Here is a 6,945-nt window from a genome sequence, read left to right as displayed (position 1 = left end):
CCGGCCAGCGCGTCGGCGAAGCGCTCGGCGCAGGACAGCACGGCGTCGACTTCCGGCTCCGCGGCCAGCGCGTCGGGCAGGCTGCCGCGCAGAGCGGCCAATGCGGCGTCGAGCTCGATGTCGGCGCGCAATTCTCCATCAATCAGATACATGTCAGGACTCCTTGATCAGTTCGGACGCGGCCATCGCGCAGCTGCGGCTCTTGCTGGTGCCGGCGCGGCCCAAGAGTTCGAACCAGTCGGTGGCCAGGCCGCAGCCGCAGCTTTCGGCCGGATGCAGCACGGCGAGATCGCTCAGCAGCATGCTGTGCGCCGGGCTGGAGGTGATGTAAGGCGAAACCAGGTGCAGGAAGCCGGCCTCGCCGTAGGGCAGCCGCGCCAGCGTCGCGGTGTCGCGCGCCCAGGCGCGGGCCCAGCTGGGCACGTGGAAGCGGTGATGCGGGCACTCGACGTAGGGCACCGGGTGCTCGACCGAGCCGTAGCCGTCGCGGCAGCGCACGTCCGGCAGGCCCAGCTGCTCGCTCAGCCGGCGGTAGAGCTCGGCCTTCGATATCGCCTTGTCGGCATGGGTTTTCCAGCCGCCGCCGAGGAAGACCAGCGATTCCGGGTGCAGGTAAAGCGGCGGCAGGCCCATGTCGCGCATCCGCTCCAGCGTGAACCACAGGAAGGCGGGAAAACCGAGAATGCGCACGGGCAATCCTTCCGCGGCGAATTCTTGCAGCGCGCGTATCGCGCCGAAGGGATCGAACTCGTTGCCCTTGCCGTTGTGGCGCAAGGCGTAGACGGCGCGGTTCACCGGCGCGTACTTGCACAGGAATTGGTCGGTGTAGGCGGTGCCCAAAGTGATGGCGCCGGCCGGCTCGTAGCTGAGCAGCAGGTAGTTGCACGGCTGCTGCGGGGTGTTCCAGCCGTAGTGGTCGAAGATGCGGTCCACCATGCGCTGGGCGGCACCGATGCTGCGCTCGTCGTAGCGCATCCGGCTTTTCTGGCCGGTGGTGCCGGAGGAGGTCAGCTCCAGCGCGTCCTCGCCGGTCTTGCTCAGCAGCAGCTTGCGCTTGAAGTAGTTGGCGAAGATGGGCGGCAGCTGCGACCAGTCGGACAAGCCGGCCAGCCGTTCCGGCGTGAAGCCGTTCTGCTCTAGCCAGCGGCGGTAGCCGGGGCTGTGCTCGCAGTGGTAATCGACCAGTTCGCGCATCGCAGCGTCGAACAGGCGGTCGCATTCGGCGTCGGCGCGGTAGGGTTGTTTGAGCGCGCACAGCGCCTCGACATGGGAAAGCGTGGTCATGGCGGTTCCAGTGATGAAGAAAGCGGGCGTCAGGCGGCGACGGGTTCGGGCTGCGGGCGGCGCAGCAGCAGCCACAAGGGCGGCAAGGCCAGCAGCGAGGCCAGGCTGACCCCGGCGGCGAAGCGGGCCGGGCTGTCACCGGCGTCCAGCAGCGCCAGGACGGCGCTGCCGCCGCCCAGCATCGCGGTGGACAGCATGCCCAGCATCGCGGCGACGCTGCCCTTGGCGTTGTCGCTGCTGTACAGCGTCAGCCGGTACAGCGTGGCGTTGCCCAGGCCCAGGCCGAAGGCGTAGACCGCCAGGCAAGCGACCAGCGCCGGCAGCGACGGCGACAGCGGCGCGGCGAGGCCGGTCAGCAGCAGGCCGCCGGCCATCGGCCACAGCGCCAGCCGCAGCAGGCGGGACAACTCCATCCGGCCGGCCAGCCGGTTCAGCAGCAGGTTGCCGGCGATCACCGCGCCGAACACCGGCAACTGCCACAGGCCGTATTCCAAGCCGCTGTAGCCGAGATGGCGGATCAGCAGCAGCGGCGACAGGCCGATCCAGGCGATCAGCGGCATGGTCAACAGGCCCAGCGCCAGGCTGCCGCAGACGAAGTCGCGGTGCTTCAGCAGCGCCAGGTAATTGGCCAGCGCCACGCCCAGGCGCAGCGGCACCGGCTGCTGCGCCGGACCGTCGCGCCGCGGCGCGCCCAGCGTTTCCGGCATCCAGCGCCACAGGCCCAGCGCCACCAGCGCGGTGGCGGCGGCAAGCGCGGCGAACAGCTGGCGCCAGGACATGACTTCCAGCAGCAGGCTGCCCAGCAGCGGGCCGGCCAGCGGCGACAGCAGCGCGATATTGGCCAGCAGCGCCATCAGCCGCACCGCGTCGCGCTCGGCGAAGGTTTCCTGCAGCGCCGGGTAGCTGACCACCACGATGAAGCCCAGCGCGATGCCCTGGACGAAGCGCAGCAGGTTGAACCAGGCGATGTGCTGGCTGCCGGAGGCGGCCAGGCAGGCGAGCGCGAAGATCAGCGTGCCGGCCAGCAGCGTCGGGCGGCGGCCGAAGCGGTCGGACAGCGGGCCGATCAGCCACTGGAAGGCGATGCCGCCCAGCAGGAAGGCGTTCAGCGCGGTAGGCACATGGCGGCTGTCGGCGGAAAGATCGGCGGTGACGCGCAGCATGGCCGGCATCACCATGTCGCTGGCCAGATAGGTCAGCAGTTCGAAAGCGGTGAGCAGCAGACAGAACAGCAGCGCCTGGCGGCGGGAAATGTTGTGAAGCAGCGGACGGAATGATTCTTCTGGCATGATTGTTGCAGTTTTCGCAGAATGTCTATGTATGGCTGGGCGCCGGATTCGCTCCGGCATGGAGGGCGCACAGAGTAGGTCAAGTAATCAGATGGAATCCCTGTCCTTTGGGATGGATTTTTTGTTTTGTGCTGTTTTTTGGTGTTTTTGAGAAATATCAGGTCGCCAATTTGTATCTGTTTGGAATCAATTTCGTTGATTTGGCAACAGCATTGGCATGAGTTTTTGCTCCAGTCCGGATTCGGATAGGATGCGGCGATGGACGGCGGCGGCTGCCGCGCTTGATCCCCCACCCATGGAGTCGCAATGAAAAGAAGAATCCTGGCCGGAGTCGGCCTGGCCGGCCTGCTGGCCGCGGGCGCGTCTTTCTACGCGCTGGCGGACAGCGACGCTCTGTGGCGCATCGTCGGCGAGCAGTGCGTGCCGGCCCAGCAGGCTCAGGGCCAGCCCGGCCCCTGCGCCGAAGTGGCGCTGCAGCGGGGCGTGGCGGTGCTGAAAGACCGCAACGGGCCTCTGCAATACCTGTTGATCCCCACCGACAAGGTGAGCGGCATCGAAAGCCTGCAGCTGCTGGGCGACGGCGCGCCAGGTTATTGGCGCTCGGCCTGGCAGGCGCGGCGCTATCTGGACGCGCGGCGCGGCCAGCCGCTGCCCAAGCTGGCGCTGTCCCTGACCGTCAATTCCCAGTACGGCCGCAGCCAGAACCAGCTGCACATCCACATCTCCTGCACCGATTCCGTCGTGAGGCAGCAGATCGACGACCTGGCCGACGGACTCGGCTACCGCTGGCGGCAGTTGCCGGTGGAGCTGAAGGGGCACGCGTACTGGGCGCGGCGGGTGGACGCCGACCAGAACGGCGACCCCAAGGACGATCCCTTCCGCCTGCTGGCCAACGAGCTGCCGGGCGCGCGGGCCGAGATGGGCCGCTACGGCATGGCGATGCTGCCGGCGCGCTTCGGCGACGGCGAAGGCTTCGTGCTGCTGGCCACCCGGGCCGACCTGTTCGACATCAACCGCGGTTCGGCCGAAGAGCTGCAGGACCACGCCTGCCGGATTCTGCAACCATGAGCGCGAACAAGGCTTGTCCGTTGCTGCAGCGGGACGACAGCGCGCTGCTCTGGTTCCGCCATCCGAAAGCGGGCTGCCAACTGGTCAAGGGAACGGTGGAGCCGGGCGAGACATCGGCGCAGGCGGCGCTGCGCGAACTGGCCGAGGAGGCCGGCGTCGCCAAGGCCCGCATCGGGCGCGACTTGGGCGAGTGGGCGTCCGGCTATCAGGAGCAGGTCTGGTCGTTCCAGCTTTGCGTCGCGGAGTCTGCTTTGCCGGAAACCTGGAGCCATTTCTGCCTGGACGACGGCGGGCTGCTGCTGGAGTTTTTCTGGCATCCGCTTGAGCGCGAGGCGCCGGAAGGCAGCCACCCGCTGTATCATCGCGCCCTGGCCGAGGCGCGGCGCAGACTGGCGGATGTCCCGCCGGCGGCGGCGCCTGGCTGCGGAGAAAGAACATGAAGCAGAGTTTGGCGCTGGTGTCGCTGGTGGTGGCCGATTACGACGAGGCCATCGATTTCTTTGTCGGCAAGCTGGGGTTCGAGCTGACCGAGGACAGCTACCAGGCCGAGCAGAACAAGCGCTGGGTGGTGGTGACGCCGCCGGGCTCGGCGGCCGGCCTGCTGCTGGCCCGGGCCAGCAATGATGTCCAGCGAGCGGCCATCGGCAACCAGGCGGCCGGCCGGGTGTGGCTGTTCCTGAATACCGATGATTTCTGGCGCGATTACGAGCGCTACCGCGCGGCGGGCGTCGAGTTCACCCGCCCGCCGCTGGAGCAGGATTACGGCACGGTGGCGGTGTTCCGCGACCTGTGCGGCAATCAGTGGGATCTGATTCAGCGCAAGGGCTGAAGCTGCGTGCTTTTCGCTAGGTCCCAAGCATGGGGGCTGGTTTATTAGGCTGATGTGTCCGCTGCGCGGACGATGTTTCAGGTGGCGGTTCCGCCCGCCAGACGGGCCAGGGGCTGTGCGGCCAGCCCCTTGGCGATCCCAGGCCGCCCCTGCAGCCCGCGAAACCCCGGCAAGAAAGCATCTGGCCAGGCGCCGCCGAAACTAGCCGCGCGCTAGCGTCGCGCGGCGTCGAACATATCGGCGGCTTAAAACCTGGCCAGACGCTTTTTTGCCGGCGCGTCCTGAAGGGGAAATGGGTGCCTTGCTAGCGGTCTGCGTGGAATGGAAGACTCAGAAACCGCTACGCGGGCTTGGCTTATTTTTTGGCCTTGGCCAGATCGGTCAGCACCCGCGACGCGGCGAACAGGCCGAAGCTGGCCGTCACCACCATGCCGGCGCCGAAGCCGGCGCAGGATAAACCTTGAGGCCCGCGCGCCTCTCCGGCGTCGCAGGCCTGGGACTGCGGGTAGACCAGCTGCTCGGTGGAGTAGACGCAGGGCACGCCCATCTTCTTGCCGTCGCGGGCGAAGCCGTGGTGGCGGCGCAGGTTGTAGCGCAGCTTGGACAATAGAGGATCTTGCGTCACCTCGGACAGGTCGGCCAGTTTGATCTTGCTCGGGTCCATCTGGCCGCCGGCGCCGCCGGAGACGATGAAGCGCTGGCGCTTCCTGGCGCACCAGGCGGCCATCGCCGTCTTCACTTTCAGGCTGTCGATGCAGTCGACGATGTAGTCGAAACCCTGGCCCAGCATCTCGTCCATATTCTCTTCGGTGACGAAGTCTTCTATCTCCGTCACCTCGCAGGCCGGGTTGATGGCTTTGACCCGCTCGGCCAGCGCCGTCACCTTGGCCATGCCGTACAGCGGATCCAGCGCCGGCAACTGGCGGTTGGTGTTGGACTCGGCGACGTTGTCCAGGTCGATCAGCGTCAGGCGGCCGATCGCGCTGCGCGCCAGCGCTTCCACCGCCCAGGAGCCGACGCCGCCTACGCCCACCACGCAGACGTGGGCGCGGCCGAAGCGCGCGAGCGCGTCGTCGCCGTACAGGCGGGCAATGCCGCCGAAGCGGCGGTCTAGATCGGCGGAGTGGTCCATCGGGATAACCTGTTGCGCAAAAACGGCCAAGGATAACCAAGCCGAGGGCGGGGTGCCAGTCCGGGCGCGGCCTGGCGGTGGCAGCGGCGTTCCGGGTGTGGCGTTTCTGGCTCCGCGTGAAGATTTTTTTACAATCCAACTGCTTGATAGATTGGAACCTTTTTCCAGTTGCCCTATCTTCTCCTATACGCGCCGGTTTCGCCGGCCGCGTTCCGAGACCGGCACGAATTGCCGTCGGCAGTTCCTCTGCCGGTCGACTCTCAGTTCTAGGGAGAATCCGATGAAGCAGCAAAGATTCGACATCGATCTGGATAAGCATTACAACGCCACCGTGGTCATCGCCTGCGAGGAGTGCGGGCGGGAAACCCGCCAACATCTGAAGGCCTTGTTACCCGACCATGCGCTGCGCTGCAGTTGCGGCGCCGACATCACGATGGCCACGCCGGACATCCAGAAGGCGGAGCGTCAAGCCGACGCGATCCGACAATCGTACCGAATCCACTGAACCGCCTAGACTGACAATCCGTTGAATGCAAGACGCCGGCCTTCCGCGCCGGCCTTATCAGGCCAAGCCTGAATCTCCGATGCATGTCCGATGACGGCGGCCCCAGCGGCCGCCGTCGGCATTCGGCCTATTGCGCCAGCTGGGCGTCGTAGTCGCGGAAACCGTTCTCCACCGCCGGAATGATGTCGACGAACTCGAAATAGGGTTCGGTCATCAGCGGGCTGTCGCGCAGCGCGTCGATCAGATAGTAGAAAGCCTGCACCGATTCGGTCTCGAACATCGCCACGTCGCTGCAGCGGGCGGTGAAGGCCTCGGCGTCGAACCAGCGCATGCGCACCTCGGGATAGCGGGCGTAGATCGGCTTCAGGGTGTCGTCCTCGAAGCGGCGGCGCTCCGGCCGGCTCAGCCGCAGCCAATTGGGGTGGACGCGCATCAGCGCGAAGAAAGTCAGAGTCTTGGACATGGCGATATTCCCGTGTGAATGGAAAGAGAGGGCGGGCCGGCTCCGCGCCAGCCACTAATGTAAGCGCGCTTGCGACGCCGGAAAACTCGTGTTTAGCTAAGCCCATGACCGCCATTCCGCAGCCGCGCAAACAGCCGCGCCAGGCCCGTTCCCGCCACGCCGTCGCCGCCATTCTGGAGGCGGCGGCTCGCATTCTGGCCGGCGACGGCTACGCCGCCTTCAACACCAACCGCGTCGCCGAGCTGTCCGGCGTCGGCATCGGCTCGCTGTACCAGTACTTCCCCAACAAGCAGGCCTTGCTGGCCGCGCTGCACCGCCGGCACGGCGAGGAGACGCTGGCGGCGCTGGACGACGCGCTGGCGCGCAGCGCCGGCC

9 protein-coding genes are annotated in these 6,945 nt (G+C 66.8%); 5 read left to right on the top strand and 4 right to left on the bottom strand.

Going from position 1 to position 6,945, the window contains the following annotated elements:
• Positions 1-153 precede the first annotated feature (153 nt).
• Both LQR33_RS23840 and LQR33_RS23835 read right to left on the bottom strand, forming a co-directional pair.
• Positions 154-1,284 (bottom strand): LuxE/PaaK family acyltransferase, encoded by a 1,131-nt coding sequence (locus tag LQR33_RS23840; protein ID WP_231470720.1) that lies wholly within the window; start codon positions 1,282-1,284, stop codon positions 154-156.
• 29 nt (positions 1,285-1,313) lie between these two features.
• Entirely contained in the window at positions 1,314-2,573 is a 1,260-nt protein-coding gene (locus LQR33_RS23835) for an MFS transporter (protein ID WP_166439869.1), read from the bottom strand.
• A 306-nt stretch (positions 2,574-2,879) separates the two neighbouring features.
• Here LQR33_RS23835 and LQR33_RS23830 point away from each other — a divergent pair, with 306 nt between their 5' ends.
• Genes LQR33_RS23830 through LQR33_RS23820 form a run of 3 tightly spaced genes read left to right on the top strand, consistent with a single transcriptional unit; the run spans position 2,880 to position 4,470 of the window.
• A complete protein-coding gene (locus LQR33_RS23830; RefSeq protein ID WP_231470718.1) occupies positions 2,880-3,641 on the top strand; it encodes a CDP-diacylglycerol diphosphatase in 762 nt (253 codons plus the stop codon).
• Positions 3,638-4,081, top strand: a complete 444-nt coding sequence (locus LQR33_RS23825) for an NUDIX hydrolase (protein ID WP_231470716.1) — start codon at positions 3,638-3,640, stop codon at positions 4,079-4,081. Before LQR33_RS23830 ends, LQR33_RS23825 begins: the two co-directional genes overlap by 4 nt.
• Positions 4,078-4,470 (top strand): VOC family protein, encoded by a 393-nt coding sequence (locus LQR33_RS23820; protein ID WP_231470714.1) that lies wholly within the window; start codon positions 4,078-4,080, stop codon positions 4,468-4,470. Before LQR33_RS23825 ends, LQR33_RS23820 begins: the two co-directional genes overlap by 4 nt.
• A gap of 355 nt (positions 4,471-4,825) precedes the next feature.
• On the opposite strand, the gene LQR33_RS23815 is transcribed toward LQR33_RS23820, so the two are convergent.
• Positions 4,826-5,602 (bottom strand): tRNA threonylcarbamoyladenosine dehydratase, encoded by a 777-nt coding sequence (locus LQR33_RS23815; protein WP_231470712.1) that lies wholly within the window; start codon positions 5,600-5,602, stop codon positions 4,826-4,828.
• A gap of 280 nt (positions 5,603-5,882) precedes the next feature.
• Here LQR33_RS23815 and LQR33_RS23810 point away from each other — a divergent pair, with 280 nt between their 5' ends.
• A complete protein-coding gene (locus tag LQR33_RS23810) occupies positions 5,883-6,107 on the top strand; it encodes a hypothetical protein (RefSeq protein ID WP_021475044.1) in 225 nt (74 codons plus the stop codon).
• A gap of 127 nt (positions 6,108-6,234) precedes the next feature.
• Here LQR33_RS23810 and LQR33_RS23805 read toward each other — a convergent pair whose 3' ends face one another.
• On the bottom strand, positions 6,235-6,570 hold the full coding sequence (locus LQR33_RS23805; protein WP_021475045.1) for a darcynin family protein: 336 nt from the start codon (positions 6,568-6,570) through the stop codon (positions 6,235-6,237).
• Positions 6,571-6,674: 104 nt separating this feature from the next.
• Between LQR33_RS23805 and LQR33_RS23800 the strand changes: the two genes are divergently transcribed.
• Positions 6,675-6,945, top strand: a 271-nt coding sequence (locus tag LQR33_RS23800; RefSeq protein ID WP_231470710.1) for a TetR/AcrR family transcriptional regulator, incomplete at its 3' end; no start/stop codon positions are given.

Origin of the sequence: Chromobacterium piscinae (assembly GCF_021129175.1) — a bacterium.
In the GTDB taxonomy this organism is placed as follows: domain Bacteria; phylum Pseudomonadota; class Gammaproteobacteria; order Burkholderiales; family Chromobacteriaceae; genus Chromobacterium; species Chromobacterium piscinae.
This window is presented reverse-complemented; position numbering and strand designations above follow the sequence as displayed.